At 74.6% G+C, this 24,087-nt stretch carries 21 protein-coding genes; 17 read left to right on the top strand and 4 right to left on the bottom strand.

Features of this window, described 5'->3' with window-relative positions; all coding sequences use genetic code 11:
- Both ACFQ79_RS09565 and ACFQ79_RS09560 read left to right on the top strand, forming a co-directional pair.
- Complete coding sequence (locus tag ACFQ79_RS09565; protein WP_383580734.1) at nt 1-681, top strand: GntR family transcriptional regulator; 681 nt, start codon at nt 1-3, stop codon at nt 679-681.
- A 107-nt stretch (nt 682-788) separates the two neighbouring features.
- Nucleotides 789-2,018 carry a PLP-dependent aminotransferase family protein gene (locus ACFQ79_RS09560; protein ID WP_383580732.1) on the top strand — a complete coding sequence of 410 codons (1,230 nt, stop codon included), beginning with the start codon at nt 789-791 and terminating at the stop codon, nt 2,016-2,018.
- A gap of 131 nt (nt 2,019-2,149) precedes the next feature.
- Here ACFQ79_RS09560 and ACFQ79_RS09555 read toward each other — a convergent pair whose 3' ends face one another.
- A complete protein-coding gene (locus tag ACFQ79_RS09555) occupies nt 2,150-2,812 on the bottom strand; it encodes a maleylpyruvate isomerase family mycothiol-dependent enzyme (RefSeq protein WP_383580729.1) in 663 nt (220 codons plus the stop codon).
- 71 nt (nt 2,813-2,883) lie between these two features.
- Here ACFQ79_RS09555 and ACFQ79_RS09550 point away from each other — a divergent pair, with 71 nt between their 5' ends.
- Nucleotides 2,884-3,822 carry a LysR family transcriptional regulator gene (locus ACFQ79_RS09550; RefSeq protein WP_383580727.1) on the top strand — a complete coding sequence of 313 codons (939 nt, stop codon included), beginning with the start codon at nt 2,884-2,886 and terminating at the stop codon, nt 3,820-3,822.
- Nucleotides 3,823-3,863: 41 nt separating this feature from the next.
- On the opposite strand, the gene ACFQ79_RS09545 is transcribed toward ACFQ79_RS09550, so the two are convergent.
- Nucleotides 3,864-4,349, bottom strand: coding sequence for a VOC family protein (locus tag ACFQ79_RS09545; protein WP_383580725.1), 486 nt, complete (start codon nt 4,347-4,349; stop codon nt 3,864-3,866).
- Nucleotides 4,350-4,524: 175 nt separating this feature from the next.
- Here ACFQ79_RS09545 and ACFQ79_RS09540 point away from each other — a divergent pair, with 175 nt between their 5' ends.
- The 4 genes from ACFQ79_RS09540 (at nt 4,525) to ACFQ79_RS09525 (ending at nt 7,519) form a co-directional block, all read left to right on the top strand.
- Nucleotides 4,525-4,956, top strand: a complete 432-nt coding sequence (locus tag ACFQ79_RS09540) for a cell division protein SepF (protein WP_189835082.1) — start codon at nt 4,525-4,527, stop codon at nt 4,954-4,956.
- A 55-nt stretch (nt 4,957-5,011) separates the two neighbouring features.
- On the top strand, nt 5,012-6,433 hold the full coding sequence (locus ACFQ79_RS09535; RefSeq protein ID WP_383580722.1) for an ATP-binding protein: 1,422 nt from the start codon (nt 5,012-5,014) through the stop codon (nt 6,431-6,433).
- A gap of 80 nt (nt 6,434-6,513) precedes the next feature.
- Nucleotides 6,514-6,906 carry a nucleotide pyrophosphohydrolase gene (locus ACFQ79_RS09530; RefSeq protein WP_383580720.1) on the top strand — a complete coding sequence of 131 codons (393 nt, stop codon included), beginning with the start codon at nt 6,514-6,516 and terminating at the stop codon, nt 6,904-6,906.
- 127 nt (nt 6,907-7,033) lie between these two features.
- Nucleotides 7,034-7,519 carry a DUF6099 family protein gene (locus ACFQ79_RS09525; RefSeq protein ID WP_383580718.1) on the top strand — a complete coding sequence of 162 codons (486 nt, stop codon included), beginning with the start codon at nt 7,034-7,036 and terminating at the stop codon, nt 7,517-7,519.
- A gap of 38 nt (nt 7,520-7,557) precedes the next feature.
- Here ACFQ79_RS09525 and ACFQ79_RS09520 read toward each other — a convergent pair whose 3' ends face one another.
- On the bottom strand, nt 7,558-7,824 hold the full coding sequence (locus ACFQ79_RS09520; RefSeq protein ID WP_383580716.1) for a hypothetical protein: 267 nt from the start codon (nt 7,822-7,824) through the stop codon (nt 7,558-7,560).
- 249 nt (nt 7,825-8,073) lie between these two features.
- Here ACFQ79_RS09520 and ACFQ79_RS09515 point away from each other — a divergent pair, with 249 nt between their 5' ends.
- The 5 genes from ACFQ79_RS09515 to ACFQ79_RS09495 all read left to right on the top strand — a co-directional run bounded on the left by ACFQ79_RS09515 (nt 8,074) and on the right by ACFQ79_RS09495 (nt 15,535).
- Nucleotides 8,074-8,997, top strand: coding sequence for an LLM class F420-dependent oxidoreductase (locus ACFQ79_RS09515; RefSeq protein ID WP_266970139.1), 924 nt, complete (start codon nt 8,074-8,076; stop codon nt 8,995-8,997).
- Between the two features lie 13 nt (nt 8,998-9,010).
- Complete coding sequence (gene mmuM, locus ACFQ79_RS09510) at nt 9,011-9,928, top strand: homocysteine S-methyltransferase (RefSeq protein WP_383580714.1); 918 nt, start codon at nt 9,011-9,013, stop codon at nt 9,926-9,928.
- Between the two features lie 124 nt (nt 9,929-10,052).
- Nucleotides 10,053-11,597, top strand: a complete 1,545-nt coding sequence (locus ACFQ79_RS09505; protein ID WP_383580711.1) for a 3' terminal RNA ribose 2'-O-methyltransferase Hen1 — start codon at nt 10,053-10,055, stop codon at nt 11,595-11,597.
- Nucleotides 11,594-14,164: a polynucleotide kinase-phosphatase gene (locus tag ACFQ79_RS09500; protein WP_383580709.1), complete on the top strand. Its 2,571-nt coding sequence runs from the start codon at nt 11,594-11,596 to the stop codon at nt 14,162-14,164. Before ACFQ79_RS09505 ends, ACFQ79_RS09500 begins: the two co-directional genes overlap by 4 nt.
- A gap of 645 nt (nt 14,165-14,809) precedes the next feature.
- Entirely contained in the window at nt 14,810-15,535 is a 726-nt protein-coding gene (locus tag ACFQ79_RS09495; RefSeq protein WP_383580777.1) for a Crp/Fnr family transcriptional regulator, read from the top strand.
- 154 nt (nt 15,536-15,689) lie between these two features.
- Here ACFQ79_RS09495 and ACFQ79_RS09490 read toward each other — a convergent pair whose 3' ends face one another.
- Nucleotides 15,690-16,076, bottom strand: coding sequence for a hypothetical protein (locus ACFQ79_RS09490; RefSeq protein WP_383580707.1), 387 nt, complete (start codon nt 16,074-16,076; stop codon nt 15,690-15,692).
- A 443-nt stretch (nt 16,077-16,519) separates the two neighbouring features.
- Between ACFQ79_RS09490 and ACFQ79_RS09485 the strand changes: the two genes are divergently transcribed.
- The 5 genes from ACFQ79_RS09485 (at nt 16,520) to ACFQ79_RS09465 (ending at nt 24,081) form a co-directional block, all read left to right on the top strand.
- Nucleotides 16,520-16,792, top strand: a complete 273-nt coding sequence (locus ACFQ79_RS09485; protein ID WP_383580705.1) for a hypothetical protein — start codon at nt 16,520-16,522, stop codon at nt 16,790-16,792.
- Nucleotides 16,789-19,194 carry a hypothetical protein gene (locus ACFQ79_RS09480; RefSeq protein ID WP_383580702.1) on the top strand — a complete coding sequence of 802 codons (2,406 nt, stop codon included), beginning with the start codon at nt 16,789-16,791 and terminating at the stop codon, nt 19,192-19,194. The genes ACFQ79_RS09485 and ACFQ79_RS09480 overlap by 4 nt, the downstream gene beginning before the upstream one ends.
- On the top strand, nt 19,191-20,948 hold the full coding sequence (locus tag ACFQ79_RS09475; RefSeq protein ID WP_383580700.1) for a hypothetical protein: 1,758 nt from the start codon (nt 19,191-19,193) through the stop codon (nt 20,946-20,948). The genes ACFQ79_RS09480 and ACFQ79_RS09475 overlap by 4 nt, the downstream gene beginning before the upstream one ends.
- 191 nt (nt 20,949-21,139) lie before the next feature.
- Nucleotides 21,140-21,652 (top strand): Pycsar system effector family protein, encoded by a 513-nt coding sequence (locus tag ACFQ79_RS09470; protein WP_383580698.1) that lies wholly within the window; start codon nt 21,140-21,142, stop codon nt 21,650-21,652.
- A gap of 8 nt (nt 21,653-21,660) precedes the next feature.
- Nucleotides 21,661-24,081: a VWA domain-containing protein gene (locus ACFQ79_RS09465; RefSeq protein WP_383580695.1), complete on the top strand. Its 2,421-nt coding sequence runs from the start codon at nt 21,661-21,663 to the stop codon at nt 24,079-24,081.
- Nucleotides 24,082-24,087 lie beyond the last annotated feature (6 nt).

Below are 24,087 nucleotides of genomic sequence, written 5' to 3'. Positions count from 1 at the left end.
ATGGGTGACCTGAAACAGTACGGCCTCGTCAGGGCCCAGGAGCGGCTCCGCGACCAGGTCGGGCACGCCCTCCGCGCGGCCCTCATCGCCGGCGAGCTGCGCCCCGGCCAGGTCTACTCGGCCCCCGGACTCGCGAGCGACCTGGGCGTCTCGGCCACCCCGGTCCGCGAGGCCATGCTCGACCTCGCCCGCGAGGGCCTGGTCGAACCCGTCCGCAACAAGGGATTCCGCATCACCGAGGTCAGCGAGCGGGACCTCGACCAGTTCACCGAACTGCGCACCCTCATCGAGGTGCCCACCATCGGGCGCATCACGAGGAAGGCCGACCGGGAACGGCTGGAGGCGCTGCGCCCGGTCGCCGAGGAGATCGTCTCGTGCGCCCGCGGGCACGACCTCATCGGCTATCTGGAGGCGGACCGCCGCTTCCACCTCGCGCTGCTCGCGCTCTCCGGCAACGACCGGCTGGTCGAGACGGTGGGGGACCTGCGCAAGCGCTCCCGGCTCTACGGCCTGACCGGTCTGGACGAGGCCGGCAAGCTCGTCTCCTCCGCCGAGGAGCACCTCGAACTCCTCGACCTGATGATCGCCGGAGACGCGCGCGGCGCCGAGGCCTGCATGCGGCGCCACCTCGGGCACGTACGGTCGCTGTGGGCCGAGGGCCGCGACGAACCGGTCGGGTGACGGGGACGAGCGGCGGCGATTCTGCCCCCGCGATACCTCAACTGATCTTGCGGTGACCGGAGTTCGGACAGCCTGGACAGTGTCGTAGGCGTCTATATGCTGGCGGCATGCTCCCTGCCGCCGCCGAGTCCGCGCACGCCCCCGCCGCCGTCCCCGCCGCTCCCGCGCCGGCCACCGCCTCCCGGCTGGCCGGCGTCGGCGCCTCGCCGGTACGGGAGATCCTGGCGCTGACCGCGCGGCCCGAGGTGATCTCCTTCGCCGGCGGCCTGCCCGCCCCCGAGCTGTTCGACGTCGCGGGCATCCGGGCGGCGTACGACACCGTCCTCACGGAGAACCCGCAGCACGCGCTCCAGTACTCGACGACCGAGGGCGACCCGGAGCTGCGTACCGCCGTCGCGGCCCGACTGGCAGCACGCGGACTCCCGACCGGCCCCGACGACCTGCTCATCACGACGGGCTCGCAGCAGGCGCTCACGCTCCTCACCACCGCGCTCGTCGAGCCGGGTGCCGTCGTGCTCGTCGAGGACCCCTGCTACCTCGCCGCCCTCCAGACCTTCGGGTTCGCCGGTGCGCGGGTCGTTCCCGTGCCCACCGACGACGACGGCGTCATCCCGGAGGCCCTGGAGGAGATCGCGGTCCGCGAGAAGCCGACCCTCCTCTATCTCGTGCCCACCTTCCAGAACCCCACGGGCCGCACCCTCCCCGCCGAGCGCCGTACCGCCGTCGCCCGGGCCGCCGCGCGGATCGGATTCTGGATCGTCGAGGACGATCCGTACGGCGAACTGCGGTACGAGGGTGAGCACGTGCCCTGGATCGCAGCCGACCCGGCGGCCGCCGACCGCACCGTGCTGCTCGGCTCCTTCTCCAAGGTCATGGCCCCCGGCCTCCGGCTCGGCTACCTGCGCGCCCCGGCCGGGCTCCGGCGCGCCTGTGTGATCGCCAAGCAGGCCGCCGACCTGCACACCTCGACCATCGACCAGGCCGCGGCCGCGCGTTATCTGCGCGACAGCGATCTCGACGCGCATGTCGCGGTGATGCGGGCCGCGTACCGGGAGCGCAGGGACGCCATGCTCGAAGGCCTGCCGGCCGCGCTGCCCGAGGGCAGCCGGTGGAACCGGCCGGAGGGCGGCATGTTCATCTGGGTGACCCTGCCCGCCGGCCACGACGCGACGGCGCTTCTGAAGACCGCGGTGGGCCACGAGGTGGCGTACGTGCCGGGGGCGCCGTTCTTCTGCGGCGAGCCGGATCCGGGCGCGATGCGACTCTCGTTCACGACGCACTCGGCCGACGAGATCAGGGAGGGCCTGCACAGGCTGGCCAAGAGCTTCGGGCTGTAGCGTTCGGCCGGCCCAGGCTTCGCCCGTCCGGGCTTCGTCCGCCCACGCTTCGCCCGCCCACGCCTCGTCCGTCCGGGCTTCGTCCGCTCACGCCTCTTCGGCTCATGCCCGGCGGCTCACGCCTCTTCGGCTCACGCCTCTTCGGTGGACCGGGTGAAGCGGCCGCTCGGCTCCCCTCGGAGGCGGCCGGCCGGAAGGCGGCGGCCGTAGGCCACCAGCAGGAGGTCCTGGGCGCTGCCGGACACGGGGGTGCCGGAGCCGTACGACCAGTCGAGGTCGTCGGCGCACAACCGCACCGCGTCGAGGTCGGCGCCGAAGAACCTCAGACCGCTGGGCCGGATCTGGTCCAGCAGGATGCGCAGCCGGTCCTCGGGGACGCGCCGGTCGAGGCCCAGCGCGACGGTGACGTCCAGGCCGTGCACCACGTCGTGGCCGAGTGCCGCCGCGAACCCGCCGACGGGCGGCGTCCACGGGTGGTCGGCGTTCTCCCGCAGGAACGCGGCGAGCGCGGTGGTCGAATGGGCGGCCGCGTCCCCGCGCGCGACCCGGTCGGTCATGCGGTGGAGGTTCCCGCGCGCCCTGACCAACGCGCCGAGCGTCGCCGGGAGAGAGAGCCGGAACCCCATCGACATGTGCGCCGCGACCTCACGGACCCGCCAACCCGCGCACAGGCTGGGCTCGTTCCACTGCGCGGTCGACAGACCGTCGAACAGGTCCGCCAGTTCCCGGCGTTCGGCCGCGATCGCGGCCCTGATCCCGGAGCTGTTCCTCTTGCGGGCTGTGGCTTTCTCCATGGGACCAACCCTGCGGCCCCCCTGACGATAACGCCAATAGACGGTTCTGCTGCGACCTAGAATCAACGCTTATGGAGCTTCGTCAGCTGCGCTACTTCGTCTCCGTCGTCGAGGAGGGCGGATTCACCCGGGCCGCGGCCCGGCTGCATCTGGCCCAGCCCGGCCTCAGCGCCCAGATCCGGCAGCTGGAGAAGGAGTTGGGGCAGCCGCTGCTCGACCGCTCCGGCCGTTCGGTGACGCCGACCGAGGTGGGCCGGGCCGTCCTGCCCTACGCCCGCGCCGCACTGGCCGCCGCGGACGCCGTGCGGCAGACGGTGGACGCGTACACGGGGCTGCTGCGCGGCCGGGTCACACTCGGCCTCGTGTCCGGCGCCGCCGGGCACGCCTTCGACATCGCCGGCTTCCTCGCGGACTTCCACGAGGACCACCCGTCGGTGGAGGTGGCGCTCACCGAGGACACCACGGAACGCATGCAGGCCGCGCTCCTCGCGGGCGAGCTCGACATCGCCTTCCTCGGGACCGCGGTGGAGGTGCCACCGCCGGGAGCGGCCTTCCAGATGGTGATCGACGTCCCCCTGGTCGCCGTCGTCGCGCCCGGCGATCCGCTGCTCGCACGCGTCGACGGCACGACCGTCCCGCTCGCCGAACTGCGCGACCGGCCGCTGATCTGCCTGCCGCGCGGCACCGGAGTGCGTGCCGCGCTCGAACGCGGCTGTGCGCAGGCGGGATTCCGGCCCCGGGTCACCTTCGAGGCGGCGGCACCGGACATGCCGGCGCGGCTCGCCGCCCGGGGCCTCGGTGTCGCCGTACTGCCCGCCGGGGAGGACGGGACACCCTCCGACGGGCGGCTCCGCGTCCTGCGGATCGTCGAGCCCGAGATGCGCGGCCGCCTCGCGCTCGCCTGGCAGGCCACCGGCCCGTCGAGCCCCGCCGCCCGGGTGTTCCTCGACCGCCTGCGCGCGGCCCTCCCGAAGCCGCGCCACCGCGAGGGGGCGGCCGCTCGGCCCTGAGCCGCGGGGCAGGCGCGAGCCGTGCTCCGGGCCCGCGGCTCTCAGTCCCGGCCGGGGAAGAAGTCGGCGCTCTGGACGTACTCCATGGCCTTGGTGAACTCCGGGTCGCCGAGGCGGCGTTCCATCTCCTCCGGGCTCACGTCCTCCACACGGGTCTGGATCCAGTACAGGTTCCCCAGCGGGTCGCGCACGCGCCCGACCCGGTCACCGAAGAACAGATGGGTGACCTCGGTGACCGAGGTGCCGCCGGCCGCGACGGCCTGCCGGTGCACGGCGTCGGCGTCGTCCACGTACAGACGGAGGAAGCCGGGGGTCGCCGGCCACTCCGGCCGCGCGTCGAACATCATCACCACCGAGTCGCCGATCCGGACCTCGGCGTGCTGGACGCTCCCGTCCTCGCCGGTCAGACACGAGAGCTCCTCCGCGCCGAAGGCCCGCCGCAGGAACGCGATGAGCCGCACGGTGTCACGCGAGATGATCCAGGGCGTCACCGTGTGGTACCCCTGGGGAACGGAGTTGACGGACATCTGACTGCCTCCTGGGATGCGAGTGACGCGACGTGATGACGACGCTAGACCCGATATAGGCCGGTCCATGGCCTAGAAGACCCGGCACTTCGAGAGACGGGGCCCGGCACCCTCACCTGGCCATCACCTCGTGTCGTTGTTGGGCCGAACGGGTGAGGAGCGGGAGGATGTGCCCATGAGTAGGTACGAGAGGTACGACGTCACCGACGAGCAGTGGGAGGGCCTCGCCCAGGTCGTGCCCCTGCGCGGCCGTGACGAATGGCCGTCCAGGGTCGACCACCGCACGATCCCCGAGCAGTACGAAACCGCCGAGCAGCGCCGTATGGTCGTGCTCCGCGTGCAGGTGTTCGCCGACGCCCGTGAGGTCGCCGAGTACCTCATCGCCCAGATCCCGGTGCTCCTCGATCTGACGAGCGCCGACACCGAGGTCGCCAAGCGCATCCTCGACTTCAGCAGTGGTGTGGTCTTCGGTCTCGGCAGCGGGATGCACCGCGTCGACCGGAACGTCTTTCTCCTCGCCCCGGCCGGTACGGAGGTCGAGGGTGCGGAAGGCGAGGACGAGGAGGGTGTCGTGGGCGGCCGGACCGCCGGCGTCCCCCGATCGTAGGAAGGTCATCTAGCCGTAACGGTTCGTCAGGGAATGGACTGCGTACGGTCCGGGCATGGACCTCACCGGTGGCTTCACGCTCGACCACTCCTCCTCCACGGCTGCCCCTTCCCGCCGTGCTCCTTCCCGGGGCGCACCGTCCACCGGCGCCCCCTCGACCGGCGCACCGCCCACCGGCGTCCCCTCCACCGGCGCACCGTCCAGCAGTGCACCGTCCACGTCCACCGGCGCCCCCTCGACCGGAGCACCGCCCACCGGCGCTTCCTCCGCGGGGGTCGCGCCCCGGCTGCCGCCGCAGGGCGGGGCCGGGCGGCGGGCGGAGAAGGGGGCCGCCGCTGGAGGAGGCGGCAGGGGACTCCGGGCACGGCCCGCCGTCACCGAGCTGCGGTTGTCCGCGTTCGCCGGCCATCGCTCCGCCGTGCACGCCCTCGGGCCGGTCACCCTCTTCACCGGACCCAGCGGCAGCGGGAAGTCCACCACCCTGCGGGCGTACGAGGCCCTGGCGCGGCTCAGCGCGGGTGACACCCTCGACGAGGTGTTCCCCGACGCCGCCGACTGCGTCCCCGAACGGGCCCGGCCCGACGCCCAGGGCCGGCGCGGCTTCCGCATCGGGTGCACGGTCGACGGGCCCGAGGGCCCGGTCCACCTGGACCTCGCCGTCCAGGCCGAACCCCGGCTCCGTATCGTCGGCGAGCGCCTCACCGGCCGGGGCCGCACCCTCCTCGCCACCGCGCTGCGCGACCCGGGCCGCCCCACCGTCCAGGCCGAGTGGCACACCGCCGGCACCACCCCCGTCACCCGGGCCCCCTTCCCCGACGACCTCCTCGGTACGGCCCTGCTGCCGCTGCGGGTCGCGGGCAAGACCCTTGGTCAGCTGGAGGTGCTGGCCGCCGCCGAGCAGGTGGTCGTCGGGCTGCGGTCCGCGTTCGCCTGCGACCCCCGGCCCGAGCGGATGCGCGCTCCCGTACCGCCGGGCGAGGGGCGGCTGCGGCGCGGCTGCGGCAACCTCGCCGAGGTCCTGCACCGCACCCACACGGACTGCCCGCGCCGGCACCACCGCCTCGCGGCCGTGGCGGCGGCGGGCTGCGTGGGACCCGTCACCGGGGTCGGGGTGCAGGAACTCCCCGAGGGCACGGTCCGGGCCGTACTCCAACGGGGCGGCCGGCCCGCGACCCCGCTCGCGCGGCTCGGGGACGGGGAACTGCGCTATCTCGCGCTCGCGCTGACCCTGCTCACGGGCCCCGGCGTCCTGGAGATGGACCGGATCGCCGAGGTGCCCGAGGCCATGCAGTCCCTGACGCTGCTCGCCGACGGCCTCGACCGCGGGCTCGACGAGCGGCAGGTCGGCGAACTGCTCGGTCTCGCCACGGGCATCGCCGCCGACGGACACATCCGGGTCGCCGGCACGGTCGGGGCGCGGGCGGCGGCACTGGCGCGCCGGACGCCCGGGGTGAGGGTGGTGGATCTGAGCGGGTGACGGGCCTGGTGGCCGCTCTGGGCGGGTGACGGGTCTGGCGGTGGAGCCGGGGTGACGGGCCTGGTGGTAGACCTGGGCGGGTGACGGACAACGACGTAGCGGGACTGCAGCGCAGGCTGGCCGAGTTCGCGGCCGCCCGCGACTGGCAGCCCTACCACACGCCCAAGAACCTGGCGGCGGCACTCAGCGTGGAGGCGGCCGAACTCCTGGAGATCTTCCAGTGGTTGACCCCCGAGCAGGCGGAGCGGGTGATGGACGACCCGGAGTCGGCGCACCGGGTCGCCGACGAGGTGGCGGACGTGCTCGCCTACCTCCTCCAGTTCTGTGAAGTGCTCGGGGTCGACCCACTGGCCGCGCTCGCGGCCAAGATCGACCGGAACGAGGTCCGATTTCCCGTCCGGAGGCGGGGCGGAGAGCGCGGAGACGGGGGCGGGGAAGGGGATTCCAGCAAAGATCGTCACTCTTCGGAGTGATCGACTTTTCCCCGTCGAGCCTCCTGTCCACAGATTTCCGAATTCCCCTGGTGTTGGGGCTCAGGTCGCCTCACTCTGGGTAATGGAGTGAATGGGCAGATAAATCGTACGAACGGGGGCGGCGTTGATGGAAGCGGAACGACTCGTCGCGCTTGGCCGGCACGCGCTGTCGGAGAGCGGATCGGCACAGGACATCGTGGCGGAGGCCTGGCAGGCGCAGGCGCTCGCCCAGGCGATAGGGAATCACCTCGCGCTCTGCGGACCGCAGGAACTGCGCGGCGAGGCGCGGGGACTGAGCGAGATCGGGGAGTACCCGGCGTGGGGTGCCGGGGGGCCGCGTGCGGCCCAGTTGTCGGCGGTGGCGGACCCCCGCGGGGCGTTGACCGCGCTCGGGGAGCTGCTCGGCGAGGTGGGCATCGCGCTGGTCGGCGTGGCCTGCGCCACCGACGAGGAGGGTCTCTACTGGCAGTGCATCGAGGCCATCGACGCCGCCGACGAGTCGAGCGACCGGGTCCGCGGGATGCTGCGGCGCCTCGCCGTGCGCGACGGGGAGCGGGCCCGCCCGCCCGACGCCGCCCGGGGCCGCGCGGGCCCCGGCCGGGGCCGGTGGTGAACGGCGTTCGGCCCGGCCGCTGGGGCTGGTGGTCGGTGCTAGGGGCGGTGTTGCCGGGGATCGGCCTTGTCGTGGGCGGCCCGGTCCGGCGCGGGGCGGTCGGAGGGGGACTGGTCCGGGGCGAGGCGGTCGGACGTGGACTGGAGGTCGGCGTCCAGCTGGTTGAGGTCGGCCGAGAGCGCCGCCATCAGTTCCTCCATCTGCTGCAGCAGGCCCTTGGGGGCGCCGGCGCCCTTCTGCTCGGGCACCGACCGTGGCGCCGAGTGTTCGGGCACGGCCTGCTCCGGCGCGGCTTCCTGGGACATGGGGGCCTCCTCGGCCCGGACCCCGCCGCCGAGGACGGGGCCACGAGAGAGAGCGACGCACCGGCAGCGGCCGCCGGCACGCGGGCCGGGCGGTCCGGCTCCGCCCGAGCCAACGACGGGTGCCGGGCCCCGGTCACTGGCCGGGGAGGACGCGGCCCGCCGGAGGGACGGATATTCACCCGACCGAGCCGGGGCGCGCAAGGAGCTGACGGAGAGGTTGACACGCACCCGACGGTGCAGGATGGAGGCATGGATCTCCGCATCTTCACCGAACCCCAGCAGGGGGCCGACTACGACACCCTCCTCACGGTGGCACGGGCCACCGAGGAGCTCGGGTTCGACGCCTTCTTCCGTTCTGACCACTATCTCAGCATGGGCTCCGCCGACGGGCTGCCCGGACCGACCGACGCCTGGATCACCCTCGCCGGGCTCGCCCGGGAGACCAAGCGGATCCGCCTCGGCACCCTGATGACGGCCGGGACCTTCCGGCTCCCCGGCGTGCTCGCCATCCAGGTCGCCCAGGTGGACCGGATGTCCGGCGGGCGGGTCGAACTCGGCCTCGGCGCGGGCTGGTTCGAGGAGGAGCACAAGGCCTACGGCATTCCGTTCCCGAAGGAGAAGTTCGGCCGGCTCGAGGAGCAGCTGGCGATCGTCACCGGTCTGTGGGAGACCGAGATCGGCAAGACCTTCAGCTACGAGGGGGAGTTCTACCGGCTCAGCGACTCCCCGGCGCTACCCAAGCCCGCGCAGGACAGGATCCCGGTCCTGATCGGCGGCCACGGCGCGAGCCGCACGCCGCGGCTGGCCGCGCGGTACGCGGACGAGTTCAACATCCCGTTCGCTTCGATCGGGGACAGCGAGCGGCAGTTCGGCCGGGTCAGGGCCGCGGCCGAGGAGGCCGGGCGGGCACCCGACGACCTGGTGTACTCCAACGCCCTGGTCGTCTGCGTCGGCAAGGACGACGCGGAGGTGGCCCGCCGGGCCGCCGCCATCGGTCGGGACGTGGACGAGCTGAAGGCGAACGGTCTGGCGGGTTCGCCCGCCGAGGTCGTCGACAAGATCGGGCGGTACGCGGCGATCGGATCCTCCCGGGTCTACCTCCAGGTCCTCGACCTCGACGACCTGGACCACCTGGAGCTGATCTCGGCACGGGTCCAGTCGCAGCTGGGATGAGCGGGGCGATCCGATGAAACCGGTCCGTACGCTCGCCGAAGCCCTCGGGGCGGGGGTCCTCGTCCTCGACGGCGGGCTGTCCAACCAACTGGAGGCACAGGGCTGCGACCTCTCGGACGCGCTCTGGTCCGCGCGGCTCCTGGCCGACGGGCCCGAGCAGATCGAGGCGGCCCACGCGGCGTACGTACGGGCCGGGGCCCGGGTGCTCATCACCTCCAGCTATCAGGCCACGTTCGAGGGCTTCGCCCGGCGGGGCGTGGGCCGGGAGGAGGCGGCGCGGCTGCTCGCGCGGAGCGTGGGGCTCGCCCGTGCCGCCGCGGCGGGGGTGGGGGACGAGGTGTGGGTCGCCGCGTCCGTGGGGCCGTACGGCGCGATGCTCGCGGACGGGAGCGAGTACCGCGGACGGTACGGGCTGTCCGTGCGGGAACTGGAGGCGTTCCACCGGCCACGGGTCGAGGCGCTGGCGGCGGCGGAGCCGGACGTGCTGGCGCTGGAGACCGTGCCGGACGTGACCGAGGCGGAGGCGCTGCTGCGGGCGGCCGAGGGGTGCGGGGTGCCGGTGTGGCTCTCGTACACGGTCGAGGGCGGCCGGACCCGGGCCGGGCAGGACCTGGCGGAGGCCTTCGCGGTCGCCGCGGGGAACGACCGGGTCGTCGCGGTCGGGGTCAACTGCTGCGACCCGGCGGAGGCGGGGCCCGCCGTCGAGCTCGCCGTCGCCGTGACCGGGAAGCCGGCCGTGGTCTACCCCAACAGCGGGGAGCAGTGGGACGCCCGAGCGCGGGGCTGGCGCGGCGGCGTCGCCTTCGACCCGGCCCGGGCCACCGACTGGGCCGGGTCCGGCGCCCGGCTCATCGGCGGCTGCTGCCGGGTCGGGCCGACGACGATCTCCGCCCTCGGCTCGTCCCTGCTCGCCGACGGGGGCGTGGGCTGAGGGCCGGGGTGCCCCGGGCTTCGCCGCCGGCTCGGTCCCCGGTGTCGCCCGCCGCTCCACCCGGGGCCGTGGGGCGCGGGAAAATGCCTGGTCGGGAGGGCAGTGGCGAACCATACTCGGAAGTGTGTTCCTGACGATCAGTACGACCGGCAACCCGGAGCGTCCCGCGACCGATCTCGGCTTTCTGCTGCACAAGCATCCCGAGCGGGCGCAGACGTTCTCGACCTCGCACGGCACGGCGCACGTCCTCTACCCCGAGGCGAGCGCCGAGCGGTGCACGGCGGCACTTCTCCTGGAGGTGGACCCCGTGGCGCTGGTGCGCCGCGGCAAGGGCAAGGGCCGGGGCGGCGCCCCGGACTCCGCGCTCGCCCAATACGTGAACGACCGGCCCTACGCGGCGTCCTCGCTGCTCGCCGTCGCGCTCGCGAAGGTCTTCAAGACGGCGCTGCACGGCGTCTGCCAGGCGATGCCCGAGCGGGCCGCCGAGGCGTTGCCGCTGCGCGTCGAGGTGCCCGCGCTGCCCGCGCGGGGCGGCGCCGAGCTGGTGCGCAGGCTGTTCGGGCCGCTGGGCTGGGACACCGTGGACGCCGAGCCGGTGGCCCTGGACGGGCGGTTCCCCGAGTGGGGCGCCTCCCGCTATGTGCGCCTGGTGCTCGAGGGCGAGCTGCGGCTCGCGGACGCCCTCAACCACCTCTACGTCCTGCTGCCCGTGCTCGACGACGCCAAGCACTACTGGGTCGCGCCCGACGAGGTCGACAAGCTGCTGCGCGCCGGTGACGGCTGGCTCGCCGGTCACCCCGAGCGGACGCTGATCACGGCACGCTATCTGTCCCGCCGCCGGGGTCTGACGCGTGAGGCGGACGAGCGGCTCGAACTCGTGCGGCTCGCCGAGGCCGACGGCCTGGACGTGGACGACGTCGACAACGCGGTCGACGAGTCGACCGACACCGAGGAGCGGCCCGTGCCGCTCGCCGAGCAGCGCCGGGCGGCGATCCTCGCCGCCCTGGAGCGGGCCGAGGCGAGCCGGGTCCTCGATCTCGGGTGCGGTCAGGGCCAGTTGGTGCAGGCACTGCTCAAGGACACCCGTTTCGCGGAGGTCGTCGGTGTCGACGTGTCCGTCCGCGCCCTGACGATCGCCGCGCGGCGGCTGCGGCTGGAGCGGATGGGGGAGCGGCAGGCGGCCCGCGTGAAGCTGCTGCAGGGCTCGCTCGCGTACACCGACAAGCGGCTGACCGGCTACGACGCGGCGGTGCTCAGCGAGGTCATCGAGCACCTGGACCTGCCGAGACTGCCGGCCCTCGAGTACGCGGTGTTCGGCTCGGCACGGCCGCGCACGGTCCTCGTGACCACGCCGAACGTGGAGTACAACGTGCGCTGGGAGTCGCTTCCGGCCGGGCACGTCCGGCACAGCGACCACCGCTTCGAATGGACCCGGGAGGAGTTCCGGGGCTGGGCGGCCTCGGTCGCCGAGCGGTACGGGTACGGCGTCGGGTTCACCCCCGTCGGCCCGGACGACCCCGAGGTCGGACCGCCCACCCAGATGGCCGTCTTCACCCGGAACCAGGACCAGGACCGGAACCAGGACCAGGACCAGAAGCAGCCCCCGGCCCCGACCGCCGGGAAGACCCGCACCCCCGGCCCGACCGCCGCGAAGGAGGAACAGGCATGACCACCGAGACCCTGAACCCGGCCGACACCACCCCGGCCCGCACCCTGCCCGTCACCGACCTGTCCCTCGTGGTCCTCGTCGGCGCCACCGGCTCCGGCAAGTCCACGTTCGCCCGGCGCCACTTCAAGCCGACCGAGATCGTGTCCTCCGACTTCTGCCGGGGGCTCGTCGCCGACGACGAGAACGACCAGTCCGCGAGCAAGGACGCCTTCGACGTCCTGCACTACATCGTGGGCAAGCGCCTCGCGGCCGGTCGGCTCGCCGTCGTCGACGCGACCAACGTGCAGCAGGAGGCGCGGCGTCAGCTCGTCCAGCTGGCCCGCTCGTACGACGTGCTGCCCATCGCGATTGTCCTCGATCTGCCCGAGGAGGTCTGCCGCGGCCGGAACGCCGCGCGTCCCGACCGCGCGGACATGCCGGCGCACGTCATCCAGCGCCACCGCCGCGAGCTGCGCCGCTCGCTGCGCGGCCTGGAGCGCGAGGGCTTCCGTAAGGTGCACGTGCTGAAGTCCGTCGAGGAGGTCGACGCCGCCCAGGTCGTCCTTGAGCGCCGCTTCAACGACCTGCGTCACCTCACCGGCCCCTTCGACATCATCGGTGACATCCACGGCTGCCGTTCCGAGCTGGAGACCCTGCTCACGAAGCTCGGCTACGTCGACGGGCACCACCCCGAGGGCCGTACGGCCGTCTTCGTCGGCGACCTCGTCGACCGGGGCCCCGACTCGCCGGGCGTCCTGCGCCGGGTGATGACGATGGTCGCCGCGGGCGACGCCCTGTGCGTCCCCGGCAACCACGAGAACAAGCTGGGCCGCTGGCTCAAGGGCCGGAAGGTGCAGGAGACGCACGGACTCGCCGAGACCATCGAACAGCTGGGGCACGAGAGCGAGGAGTTCCGGGCCGAGGTCGGGCGGTTCATCGAAGGGCTCGTCAGCCACTACGTCCTCGACGGCGGCAACCTCGTCGTCTGCCACGCCGGTCTGCCGGAGAAGTACCACGGCCGGACCTCGGGGCGGGTGCGCTCGCACGCGCTGTACGGGGACACCACCGGCGAGACCGACGAGTTCGGGCTGCCGGTGCGCTACCCGTGGGCGGAGGAGTACCGGGGGCGGGCCACCGTCGTGTACGGCCACACCCCCGTGCCGAACACCTCCTGGATCAACAACACCCTCTGCCTCGACACCGGAGCGGTCTTCGGCGGGAAGATGACCGCGCTGCGCTGGCCCGAGCGCGAACTCGTCGACGTACCGGCCGAGCGCGTCTGGTACGAGCCGGCCAAGCCGCTCGCGACCGAGGCGCCCGGCGGGCACCAGGGCCGCCCCCTGGACCTGGCGGACGTGCACGGCCGGCGGATCGTGGAGACCCGGCACCTGGGCAACGTCGCCGTGCGCGAGGAGAACGCGGCGGCGGCCCTTGAGGTGATGAGCCGGTTCGCGGTCGACCCGCGGCTGCTCGCCTATCTGCCCCCGACGATGGCGCCCACCGCCACGTCGAAGGAGGAGGGGTACCTGGAGCACCCGGCCGAGGCCTTCGCCCAGTACCGGGCGGACGGCGTCCAGCGGGTCGTGTGCGAGGAGAAGCACATGGGCTCCCGCGCCGTGGCCCTGGTCTGCCGGGACGCCGGAGCGGCCCGCGAGCGCTTCGGTGTGGACGTCGAAGGGATCACCGGCGTGCTGCACACCCGTACCGGGCGGCCGTTCTTCGACGATCCGGCCGTCTCCGAGCAGGTGCTCGACCGGCTGCGGACGGCGATCGGCGCCGCCGGGCTCTGGGACGAGCTCGACACGGACTGGCTGCTGCTCGACGGTGAACTGATGCCGTGGTCGCTGAAGTCGGCCGGGCTGCTCCGCGCGCAGTACGCGGCGGTCGGCGCGGCCTCGGGCGCGGTCTTCCCCGGTGCGATCTCCGCGCTCGAACAGGCGGTGGCGCGCGGGGTCGAGGGGATCGACGGGCTGCTCGCGAAGCAGCGGGAGCGGGCGGTGGACGCGGCGGCGTTCACCGAGGCGTACCGCAGGTACTGCTGGCCGACCGAGGGCCTGGAGGGGGTGCGGTTCGCGCCCTTCCAGCTCCTGGGGGCGCACGGGCGCTCGCTCGCGGCCGTCCCGCACGACGAGCAGCTCGCCTGGCTCGACCGGCTCGTGGAGCACGATCCGACCGGGCTGCTCCAGGTCACCCGGCGACTCGTCGTCGACACGGGCGACGAGGCCTCGGTCAGGGCCGGGGTCGACTGGTGGCTGGAGATGACCGGAGCCGGTGGCGAGGGCATGGTCGTCAAGCCGCTGGCCGCACTGGTCCGCGACGGCAAGGGCCGGCTCGGCCAGCCGGGCGTCAAGGTGCGCGGTCGGGAGTACCTGCGGATCATCTACGGCCCCGAGTACACCCGGCCGGAGAACCTGGAGCGGCTGCGGCAGCGTTTCCTCGGCCACAAGCGGTCGCTGGCCCTGCGCGAGTACGCGCTCGGCCTCGAAGCCCTCGACCGCCTCGCCGAGGGGGAGCCGCTGTGGCGGGTCCACGAGGCCGTGTTCGCGGTCCTGGCCCTGGAATCGGAGCCGGTGGACCCGAGGCTCTGAGGCACTGACGGGGCGTGGGGCCCCGCGGCGATGAGGCCGCGGGGCCTGCGGCGATGAGGCCGCGGGGGCTTTGCGGCAGCGGGCGAGTGAGGCCCTGAGGTCGCGGGCCTCTGAGCCTGCGCGCCCCTGAGCCCGTGAGCCATTCGGGCCGCGGGGCCTTGTGGCGGTGAGCCGGTGAGCCGGTGAGCCGGTGAGCCGGTGAGTCATTCGGGCCGTGGGGCCCTGTGGCACTGAGCCCGTGAGCCCGTGAGCCCGTGAGCCGGCAAGGCCCTGCGGCAGCTCGGCCTCGGCTCCAGGAAGCCCTTGCGGAGATCGTCACCCCCTCGGAAGGGGTGGGAGTCCGCGAGGGCTTCGACGTGTGTTCGCCCTGCCTCCGCAGGGCCTTCGCACGCTCTTCGCGAGGTCTTCGCCCGGCCTCGACGGGGGGCGCAGGGAGGCCGGGTGCGGCGCTCCCCTGCGCCCCCCGTGCCCGTTGACGCATTTCTTCCGCACCCTCTAGCGTTCTTCACCCCATGACGTGACACAGCGTCAATAGTGTGACGCGACACGTCACTTGAGGTGGGAACACGCACGCGAATACGCCGGTCGACCATCGGCGGGTCGGTCTTCCCCGGAGGGCCCGAGAACGGTACGGGGGTGAGCGCGGTGAGTCTCTTCGGCCAGGACCGCTCCTTCCTCCACGCCCTCCCGGCGGCCGACCGGCGGTCCCTGATCGCCGAGGGCGCCCGGCGCGTCTACGAACCCGGCGAGGTGATGATCCGCGAACGCGACACCACCGCCTTCGTCCTCGCGCTCCTCTCCGGCTGGTCCGTCGTCTCCGTGGGCACCGAGCGCGGCTCGCGGCTCATCCTCGCCCTGCGTGGCGCCGGAGAGGTGGTGGGCGACCTCGCCGCCGTCGACCGGCGCCCGCGCAGCGCCAGCGTCACCGCGCTCGGCAGGGTCGAGGCGGTGGCGATCTCCGGCGACCGGTTCCGGCGCTTCCTCGCCGCCCGGCCGCACGCCACCTCGCTCATCATGCGCCAGCTCGCGACCCGGCTGCGGAGCGCCGACGTAGAGCGCCGCGCGCTCGCCTCCGAGACCGTCCTCCAGCGCCTCGCGGCCCGCCTCGTCGAGCTGGCCGAGCGCGCCGGGCGGCAGGCCGAGGCCGGGACCGTACTCGAACTTCCGCTGCCGCAGCACGACCTGGCGGCGGCCATCGGAGCGACCCGGGAGGCGGTGGCCAAGGCGCTGCGCCTGCTGCGGGAACAGGACGTGGTCCGCACCGCGAACCGCACCGTCATCGTGATCGACATGCGGGTCCTGGTGCTGCTCGCGGAGGGGCGCGCGCGCCCCGGCGGAGAACCGGCGGACGAATCTCCGCCGGGTGTGTAAACGGCTACATCGCCGGTCGCGGAACGCGGCCAGTCTGGACACGCACCACCACGGCACCAACGGCACCGGGACAGCACACAGGGAGTCCGAGAGTGAGCAGTGCGGGAGTGAACGGGGAAGTGGGCGGAGACGTGGGCGGAGAAGCGGGCGGCATTCACCGGTTCGTCGTCTTCGGCGACATCTGCGGCTCCGGGACGCTCGACCTGGCCGAGAAGAAACACCAGCGGGCGGCGATGTACGCCGCCTTCGACGACGCGTACAGCTCCGTCGGGATCGAGCCCGGGACCTTCCACCAGGAGGACCGGGGGGACGGCATCCTCGCCGCCCTGCGTCCCGACGTGCCGCCGACCCTCATGGTCGGCCGGTGGATCGACACGCTGTACGAGAGCCTGCGCGCCCACAACCGGGGCCGGTCCAGGCCGTTGCGGCTGCGGATCGGGATGAACGCGGGGCTCGTGAGCCAGGACCGGCACGGGCTCGTCGGACGCGCGGTGGACCTCGCCGCCCGGCTCTGCGACAGCCCCCCGGCCAAGCGGATCATGAACGAGACCCCGGAGATCGATCTCGTGGTCGTCGTCTCCGACTGGCTGTACGGGAACGTGGTCGCCGACGGCGGGCGGTACGTCGAGCCGGACCACTACCGGTCGGCCCGCATCCGGTCGAAGGAGACCGACGAGGCCGCCTGGTTCCACGTGCCGCGCAGGCCCGCGCCGCCGCTGATCGGGCGCGACGGGGAACTGCCGCCGGAGGGGGAGCCGGCGCCCGAGGGGGAGCCGGCGGTCGCGGGGGAGCGGCCGCCGGCGGGGGCGCCACGGACCGGCGGTTGGGGGGGGGGGGGGGGGGGGCCCCCCCCCCCCCCCCCGCGGGGGGGGGGGGGGGCGGGGGGGGGGGGCGCGGCGGCGGGGGGGGGGGGGGGGCGGGGGGGGGGGCCCCCCCCCCCCCCGGGGGGGGGGGGGGGGGGGCCCCCCCCCCCCCCCCCGGCCCGTGGGAGGGAACCGTGAGTACCACGTCGGGGGTGACCTCCTCGACATCCACGGCAACACCATCCACGGCGGGTTCACCGGAATCCGCAAGGACTCGGGCAGGGGCGCGGGCAAGGACTCGGGCAGGGACTCGGGCAGGGACGCGGGCAAGGGCTCCGGCCCCCGGTCCGGTTCCGGTTCGGGCTCCGGCTCCGGTTCCGGTTCCGGGTCGGCTCCGCGCTCCGGCTCAGGTGCGGGTTCCGGTACGGCCTCCGGGGCGGGTGAGCCGGAGTGAGCGACGAGGACGACGCGCCGCAGGGCGACTCCTCGGACGCCGGGCACGGCCACGGCGACCGGGCCGACGCGCCGGACCGGGGCGGCGATCGCGGCGGCGACCGGGGGGACCGAGACCGGGGTGACCGGGACCGGGATCGCGACCGGGATCGCGACCGGGACGGGTCCGAGCGGGGTGACGCCGAGCAGCCCCGCGAGCCGAGCGTCTTCGCGGCCGCCGACCGCGGGCTCCTCGGCGGCGAGAGCGACACCGGCGGGGCCGACACGGCACGCCGGGCCGTCCGCACCTGGGCGGGCGGCGGCGCCGACCGCCTCACCACCATCCACGGCGACGGCACCGTCTTCGAGGGCAACCAGATCTTCGCCCTGTACGGCTCCGAACGCACCGCGCACTTCGTCCAGGGGCCCGTCCCGCCCGAGACGCTCGACCACCTGGGCCGGGTCTACTGCGCCACCTCCGGCTACCGGCGGATGCGGGACCGGCTCCGCGACCACCGGGTCCTCGTCCTGTGCGGCGAGCCCGGCAGCGGCCGCAAGGCCACCGCGCTCGCCCTCCTCGACGAACTGACCGGCGGCAAGGTCTTCCGGCTCGACCCGCGCCACGGCGTCGACGAGATCACCGAGGAGGTGCTCCAGGAGAGCGGCGGCCACCTCCTGGAGCTGCTCACCGAGGACGTCCGCGAGGCCGAGGGCGAGCCGCGCGCCGCGCGCTCCGGCCGCGGCGAACACACCGCCGTCCCGCGCCGTTCCGCCACCCGGCTCTCCGAACTGCACCTGGACCGCTTCGGCGATCTGCTGCGCGGCCGCGAGGCGTACGGGATCGTCCTCGTCGAGAACGGGGAGCTCGCCGACCGGCTGCTCCGCGGCCGGTACGGCATGTACTGCGCGCCGCCGCCGGCCGACGAGGTCCTCCACCGCCACCTCTGGAACCAGCTGCGCGCCGAGTCCGCCGAGGCCCTCGGTGCCGCCCGGGCGCGCGGCGCGCGGCGGGACGTGGTCGAGGCCCTCGGCCTCGAGGAGCTGCGGCCCCGCGAGGCGGCGCGGCTCGCCGACCACCTGGCCCGGCACTGGCGCGGCGAGGTGACGGACGAGGAACTCCTGGCCGAATGCGCCTCCTTCGTACGCTCCCAGGCACGCGAGTGGTTCGCGGGCGCCGACCGTCCGGGCGCCGTCCCCGAGGCCCTCCCGGCCTTGAACGCCGGGGCGTTCCGCATCGCCGTCGCCGTCTTCAACGGCTCCGCGTACAGCCTCGCGGCCGAGGCCGCCGAACTCCTCGCCTGGGAGCTCGCGGTCACCCTCGACCCCGAACACCCGCCGGGCCGACGCCTGTTCGGGACGCACGCCGAGCACCGGCCGGTGCAGGCGCGAGCCGTCCTCGAGGACGGCGAGCTGGACCTCGGCCCGGCCAAGGTGCCCGTGCGGGCCGTCCGCTTCCAGGGCGAGGCGCTCGCCGGAGCCGTGCTCGGCGAGATCTGGCACGGCTACCACAACGTCCGCGGCCCGGTGGCCCGCTGGCTCCGCTCGCTGTGCGACGACCCGCGCCCCGAGGTGTGGGTACGGGCCTCCATCGCGGCCGGTGTCCTCTGCTCCTGGGACTGGATCCACGGCTTCCGCGAGCTGGTGGTGCCGCTCGCCGTGACCGACGATCCGCTCGCCCGCATGGCGGCCGCCACCGCGCTCGCCGAGTCCGCGCGCGACCCGCGCGTCCGGCCCGCCGTCGCCGACGTCCTCAAGAACTGGGCCGCGTCCGACGACGAGCTGCTCGTCAGGACCGCCCTGCTCGCCCACGGCTACGTCCTGGCCGCCGGTGGCGTCTCCGGTTCGCTCGACGCGATCGCCCGGGTCGTCAGGGCACGCGAGGCCGGCGACATCGAGGTCCTGGTGCCCGCCGCGTTCAGCGTGGCGCGGCTGCTCGCCTGCGGCGAGCCCGCGCCCGTGCTCCGACGGCTCCGGCAGTGGCTCGAGGACGGCCGGCTCAACCTCGCCAACCTCGTCCATCTCGCCGTCATCCGTGCCCTGAGCACCCGGACCACCCATCTGTGGGGGCTGCGGGAGGTCCCGGAGCTGGACGGACACGCGGCCCGCCCGCTGCTGATCGCGCTGCTCGCCACCCGGCCCGAGCTCGCCGCCGAACTGGCCGCGCTGCTGCGGTCCACGCTCACCACCGCACGCTCGGGCGAGTCGGCCCTCGAGGCACTCGGCGGGATGCTCCGGCGGGCCGCGAAGGACCCGGAGTCGCTCGGGCTCGTCTGCGCCTTCCTGCCGCGCCTCGCGGTGGACCGGCGCGACCGTGACCGGCTCAGGGGCCTGCTGAACGAACTGGTCCGGGACCGTGACAGGCCCCTGGACAGAGGCGCGGCGCGCCGGATGTGGGACGCCGTGACGGAAGGAGCGAACCGATGACCGGGCCCGAGCAGGACAGGAACCGCCGGCCGGACGAGCGGATGCGCTGGGACGACCGGGACCGCGAGGACCGCGGCCGCGACGGCGGGGGACGGGACGGGCGGGCGCGCGACGAGCGGGGCCGGGCCGAGCAGGCCCGTGACGAGCGGCCACGTGACGGCCGCGACCGGGACGACCGGGAGTGGCAGCGGTACGCGGGCCGGCCCGGCGACGGGCGGCCGGGCGGCGGACAGGGGCGCGGCGGGCAGCGGTACGACGGGCAGCGGTACGACGGGCAGAACGGCGGTGGCCGGCACGCCGGCGGCCGGGACGAGGACGAGGACCTGGACATGGACCCGGACGAGGAGCTGGACCGAGAGCAGCAGCAGCGGCACGACGGGGGGCGCGTACGGGGCCGGGGCGGGCCGCGGAGCGGGGACGGCGGCGGGTCCGGTGCGGGGTCCCGCTCCGGCGAGCGGCCGCGCGGGCCGCTGATCGCCGAGTACGCACCCCCGTACCGCCGCCGGAGCGGCAAGGTCGCGGCGGTGCTGCTCTACCGCAACGGCGGCCACCGGGTGGTCTGGCCGGACCGCGTGGAGGACGTCAACAAGCCGCTGCTCGGCTCCGCGTACACCGTCTTCGAAGTTCGACTCGGGCGCAATGTGACCGAGTTCAGGCTCCAGTTGCCCGCCGCGGGCGACGGCGTCTTCTTCGAAGCCGTCGCCAGGGTCCAGTGGGTGGTGACCGACCCCCACATCGTCGTCCGCGAACAGGTCGAGGACGTCGCCGAGTTGCTGCACGACGAGCTGCTCGACGGGCTGCGCAGGATCTCCCGGCGGTTCCGGATCACCGAGGCGCAGCGCGCCGACGAGGCCGTACGCGAGGAACTGAGCACCGGCCGCCTCAGGTTCGGCGCGGACATCGGGCTGCGGACCCGCGTCCATGTCTTCGTCGACCTCGACGACTCCGTCAAGGCCGAGGTCTCGCGCCGGGACCGGGTCGGCGTCACCATGGAGGCCGACGAGCGCGTCGCCGAGGCCGAGCGGCGCAGGGAGGCCGCCGAGCGGGCCCTGGTCGCCGACCGCGCCCGCGAGATGGAGGCCCTCTTCCGGCGCGGCGACCTCGCCCAGATCGCCCACCACATGGCGATGCACCCCGACAAGCAGTGGGAGATCCGCACCCAGCTCCAGCGCGAGCGGCGCGAGGGCCAGGAGGACTACCTGGCCGTCTTCAACCGGCTCCTCGACACCGGCGTCCTGGAACGGCACGACATCGGCGAGCAGATGTACCAGGTGCTCATGTACCTGCGGACGCAGACCGGCACGGTCCTCGACGTCATCACCAACCGGGTGCTCAACCCCTCGGGCGACCCCCCGCCGCACCGCCTCGCCCTGGAGGACGCGGCGCCGGAGCCGAACCGCCCCGACTGGTACGAGGAGCAGGACCGCGGCGACGCCCCGGCCCCCGGCGGGCCCCGCGTCTACGAGCCGACCCGCGTCGAGTCCGGCTCCGAGCGGGAGCGCGGCAGGGCGCGGGAGCGGGGCCGCGACGACGACCGTGAGCGCGCCCGCTCGCGGGACCGGCACGACGACGGCCACGACGACGGACACGACCGGTACGAGGACGGCGACCCGTACCGGCGGAGCGACGCCTACGAGCGGAACGACCGGTACGACCGCGACGACCCCTACGACAGGGAGGGGCGCGACCGCACCCGGAGGCCCGCCCGTCCGGCCCGGCCCAGCTCCGAGTTCACCGACTGGGACGACGAATGACGAGCTCCCCGGGGCTCGGGCAGGACCCGACAGGGGCGGCGCCCACGGCGCGCGACGGGGAACCGGCCGGCGCGTCGGCGCCGGCGCCCGCGCCCACAGCCGCGCCGGCCCCGGCGCCCGCGCCCACCTCGGTGCCCGCGCTCACAGCCGCGCCTGTCCCCACGCCTGTGCCCGCCCCCACGCCCTCCCCGGTGCCCGCTCCCGCTCCCGCGCCCGCCGCCGTACCCGTACCCGTACCCGCCGAGGAGCTCAGGTTCATGGCCGAACGGCTGCTCGCCACCGTCCGGGAGGACATCGGCCGGGCCGACACCAAGGCCGCGATCCTGCTCTCCGGCGCCCTCGCCTTCCTGGCGGTCGTCTTCTCCGGAGACCGCGGCCTCCTGCCCGACTCCGGACCCGGGCTCGTCCTGCTGCTCCTCGCGGGCGCGCTCTGGACGGCCGGTGTCCTGATGCTCGTCTCGGTGGTGCTGCCCCGCACCCGGATCGGGGCCGACCGCACGTTCCTGCGCGAGCTCACGGGCGGACCGTCGGTGACCGCGCTGCGCGAGCGGCTCGCCGCACCCGGCGCGGACGCCACCGGCTGGCTCCTCGAACAGGCCAGCGTGCACGGCCTCGTGCTCGCGGCGAAGTACCGGTGGCTGCGCCTGGGCGTGTCCGCGCTCGCGCTCGGCGCCCTTCTGGCCCTCTTCAGCGAACTGTGGTGAGAGAGAACATGCAGTGGACCAACAAGGGGAGCGCCCTGCTCCTCGCCGGAGCGCTCCTCGCGCTCGCCGGCCCGCTCGCGGCGACCACCGCATCGGGCGCGCCCGGTGTCTCCGGGGCGCGGACGGTCCCCCGTACCGCTCCCGCAGCACCCGCCGCGCCCGCCGACCCCGCGGAAGGGCCCGATCCCATCGACTTCGCGGTCGTCGTCGACCAGTCGGCGAGCCTCGCCGACAAGGACCTGGCACGCGAGACCGAGGCGGCGGCGCTGCTCGTCCAGGGCGAGATATCGGAGCGCTCCCGAGCCGCCGTCATCGGCTTCGGCAGCTCGGAGAAGCGCGGCCAGTCGCCCGTACGCGAGGTGTGCCAGCTCACCGTCGCCGACGCGGCGGGCCGTGAGGAACTCAGCCACTGCGTCCAGGAACTGGGGCGCCGCGACACCGCCCGGATGGGCCCCGGAACCGACTTCCCGGCCGCGATCCGGCAGGCCGTCACCCGCCTCACGGGAGCCGCGGCCGGACCCGGCACCGGGACCGGGAAGCCCGGCACCCCCAAGGTCGTGTTCCTGCTCACCGACGGCAAGCTCGACGTCGCCGACAGCCCCGAGTACGGCACCGACCGGGAGAGCCGCCAGTCCAACGGGGCGAAGCGGCTCGTCGAGGAACTCGCCCGCGCCCGGGCGGCCGGCGTCCAGATCTGGCCCCTCGGCTTCGGCAGCGAGCTCGACCGCGCCGGCCTCACCGCGATGGCCGAGGGCGGCTACCGCGGCGCCTGCTCCGAGATCCCCGGCTCCGCCCCGCGCATGCGGGTCGTCGACACCTCCGCCGAGATCGACAAGGCGCTCCAGGAGACCTTCGCCGCCGCCCGCTGCGCCCGGATCGCCCACGGCACCGCGGGCAAGCCGCCCGCCGACCTCACCGTCACCATCCCGCCGATCGCCACCGACGGCTCCCTCACGGTCGCCAAGCACGACCCGAAGGTGCGGGTCACCTACTACGACCCGGCCGGCCGCAAGGTCCCCGTCCGGGGCGAGTTCGACGGCTCCTCCTTCGAGGTCAGCGGCGAGAACGGCCCGGTCGAGGCGCTGCGGGTGAAGAACCCGCTGCCCGGCCCCTGGCGGGTGCACATCGAGGCGCCGCCCGGCCACGGGGACCGGGAGGTCGCCGTCCGGGCGATCTGGCAGGGCCGGCTGCGCTCCGCCGTCGTCCTCGACCCGGCGTCCCCGCGCGCCGGCGAGCAGGTCAAGGTCGAGGTGCAGATGCAGACCCGGCGCGGGGTCGTCATCACCGACCCGCGCCAGCTGGCCGACCTCTCGGTCGCGGCCGACCTGAGCGGCGAGGGCTTCGAACCCGTCACCTTCCGGCTCGCCGACGACGGCAAGGCCCCCGACGCCAAGGCCGGCGACGTCCGGTTCACCGGCACGCTCACCGTCCCCGCGGGCGCCACCGGCGCCCTGGAGCTCGTCACCCGCATGGAGGCGCCCGGGATCACCTCCGACCGGCGCCCGCTGCACGCCGTCGTCGCCGAGGGCGCGCCGCTGGTGACCGCCGCCCTCACCGTCGACAGCGACACCGTGCACCCCGGGGCCACCGTCCGGGGCACCCTCGACGTCACCAACAACGACTCCGCGCCGCACACCCTGCGGCTGGCACTCGCGGACCAGACCCCGGGCGCCGAACTCGGCGTCGCCCCGGCGACCGTCACGGCCCCGCCGAACGGCAGCACCCGGATCCCCTTCACCGTCACGGTCGGCAAGAACACGCCCTACGGCGCGCTCGGCGGCCAGGTCACCGTCGTGGACACCGCGGACGGCGACCGCACCCTGCGCGGCGCGCTCCTGAACGTCCGGGTGGTGGAGCCGCCGACCTGGTGGGAACGCTGGTGGAAGGCCGTGACCGGCGGGGCCGTCGTGGTCCTCCTCGTGGGCACCTTCGTCGGCATCCGGCTCTCCTTCCGGCGCCGCCGTCGCGACCTCACCGGCGTCACGCTCGAACTCTGCCAGGACGGACGGTCGCTCGACTCGCTGACCGTCCGCCGCGGGCAGAGCCCCGGCGGTGCCTTCGCCTTCGCCGTCGACGAACCGTACGGGGCGCCCGCCACCCTGCGCCGCGTCCCCGGCGGCGGCTCCTCCGCCCATGTGCTGCGCCGCACCGGCGCGGGCGAGCTGCTGCTGCGCCCCCGCGGCGGCGCGCAGGTCCCCGTGCGGCCCGGCGAGCCCGCCGGGCTCGGCGACCACGAGCTGGTCGTACGGGGCGGCCGCCCGGCCCCGGCCGGCGGCCGGAGCACACCGCGGTTCCGCCCCCCTCGCCGTACCGGCGGCGGAGCCGGCGGCGGCGGCGCGGGCGACGCGGGCGCGGGTTCCGGCCGCCTCACCGGAACGGACGCGGACGGCTCACCCGGCGCGAGCGCCGACAGCGACCACCTCTTCTGAACGGGT

This window comes from Streptomyces sp. NPDC056480 (genome assembly GCF_042795405.1).
Taxonomy (GTDB): Bacteria; Actinomycetota; Actinomycetes; order Streptomycetales; family Streptomycetaceae; genus Streptomyces.
The sequence above is the reverse complement of the archived record's forward strand: the minus strand, read 5'-3'. Positions and strand labels throughout refer to the sequence as shown.

Bases quoted from the DNA above. Each gene is read 5' to 3' on its own strand.
- ACFQ79_RS09565 (WP_383580734.1), top strand. From the start codon at position 1: ATGGGTGACCTGAAACAGTACGGCCTCGTCAGGGCCCAGGAGCGGCTC.
- ACFQ79_RS09560 (WP_383580732.1), top strand. From the start codon at position 789: ATGCTCCCTGCCGCCGCCGAGTCCGCGCACGCCCCCGCCGCCGTCCCC.
- ACFQ79_RS09555 (WP_383580729.1), bottom strand. From the start codon at position 2,812: ATGGAGAAAGCCACAGCCCGCAAGAGGAACAGCTCCGGGATCAGGGCC.
- ACFQ79_RS09550 (WP_383580727.1), top strand. From the start codon at position 2,884: ATGGAGCTTCGTCAGCTGCGCTACTTCGTCTCCGTCGTCGAGGAGGGC.
- ACFQ79_RS09545 (WP_383580725.1), bottom strand. From the start codon at position 4,349: ATGTCCGTCAACTCCGTTCCCCAGGGGTACCACACGGTGACGCCCTGG.
- ACFQ79_RS09540 (WP_189835082.1), top strand. From the start codon at position 4,525: ATGAGTAGGTACGAGAGGTACGACGTCACCGACGAGCAGTGGGAGGGC.
- ACFQ79_RS09535 (WP_383580722.1), top strand. From the start codon at position 5,012: ATGGACCTCACCGGTGGCTTCACGCTCGACCACTCCTCCTCCACGGCT.
- ACFQ79_RS09525 (WP_383580718.1), top strand. From the start codon at position 7,034: ATGGAAGCGGAACGACTCGTCGCGCTTGGCCGGCACGCGCTGTCGGAG.
- ACFQ79_RS09520 (WP_383580716.1), bottom strand. From the start codon at position 7,824: ATGTCCCAGGAAGCCGCGCCGGAGCAGGCCGTGCCCGAACACTCGGCG.
- ACFQ79_RS09515 (WP_266970139.1), top strand. From the start codon at position 8,074: ATGGATCTCCGCATCTTCACCGAACCCCAGCAGGGGGCCGACTACGAC.
- mmuM (WP_383580714.1), top strand. From the start codon at position 9,011: ATGAAACCGGTCCGTACGCTCGCCGAAGCCCTCGGGGCGGGGGTCCTC.
- ACFQ79_RS09500 (WP_383580709.1), top strand. From the start codon at position 11,594: ATGACCACCGAGACCCTGAACCCGGCCGACACCACCCCGGCCCGCACC.
- ACFQ79_RS09490 (WP_383580707.1), bottom strand. From the start codon at position 16,076: ATGATCCGCTTGGCCGGGGGGCTGTCGCAGAGCCGGGCGGCGAGGTCC.
- ACFQ79_RS09475 (WP_383580700.1), top strand. From the start codon at position 19,191: ATGACCGGGCCCGAGCAGGACAGGAACCGCCGGCCGGACGAGCGGATG.
- ACFQ79_RS09465 (WP_383580695.1), top strand. From the start codon at position 21,661: ATGCAGTGGACCAACAAGGGGAGCGCCCTGCTCCTCGCCGGAGCGCTC.